Below are 575 nucleotides of genomic sequence, written 5' to 3' on the forward strand. Positions count from 1 at the left end.
ATGATGGGAGTTTTTCTAATGTCTAAAAGAAGTCCAGCATCTCTAGAAGTAAAATTACATGTCGTACGGCTGTGCCTTGAGCACAAGTCAAATCCAAACTATGAAGCGAAACAGCTAGGGGTTAGCTCACACACAATTAAAGAGTGGATCAGGAAATATAAAGCAGATGGTTTGGAGGGGCTAAAGGAATCAAGAACATGGAAAACATACTCAAAGGAGTTGAAACTAGCTGCTATTAACGATGTGTTGTCTGGTCATACCTCCGTAGAAGAGGCGACAAAGAAGCATCATATTTCAAGTAGAAGTGTTTTGATCAAATGGATTAGCAAGTATACTAATGAGATAGAGTTGAAACCTACACATAAAGGAAAAGGACTATCTCATATGAACAAGGGACGTAAAACAACTTTCGAAGAACGCATTGAAATTGCACAATATACTATCGCTAATGGATTGGATTATCAGAAGGCGATTGAAAAATATGGTGTATCTTATCAGCAAGTTTACGCATGGGTTCGGAAATATCAAGCTGGCCGTGAAGAGGCTCTTCAGGACAATCGCGGTCGCAAAAAGCC

The 575-nt window shown here is 39.7% G+C and carries 1 protein-coding gene; it reads left to right on the plus strand.

Going from position 1 to position 575, the window contains the following annotated elements:
* Positions 1-18: 18 nt before the first annotated feature.
* On the plus strand, positions 19-575 hold a 557-nt coding region (locus CA598_RS31710; protein WP_179283830.1), incomplete at its 3' end, for a helix-turn-helix domain-containing protein.

This window comes from Paenibacillus sp. VTT E-133291, assembly GCF_002264395.1.
Taxonomy (GTDB): Bacteria; Bacillota; Bacilli; order Paenibacillales; family Paenibacillaceae; genus Paenibacillus_AQ; species Paenibacillus_AQ nitricinens.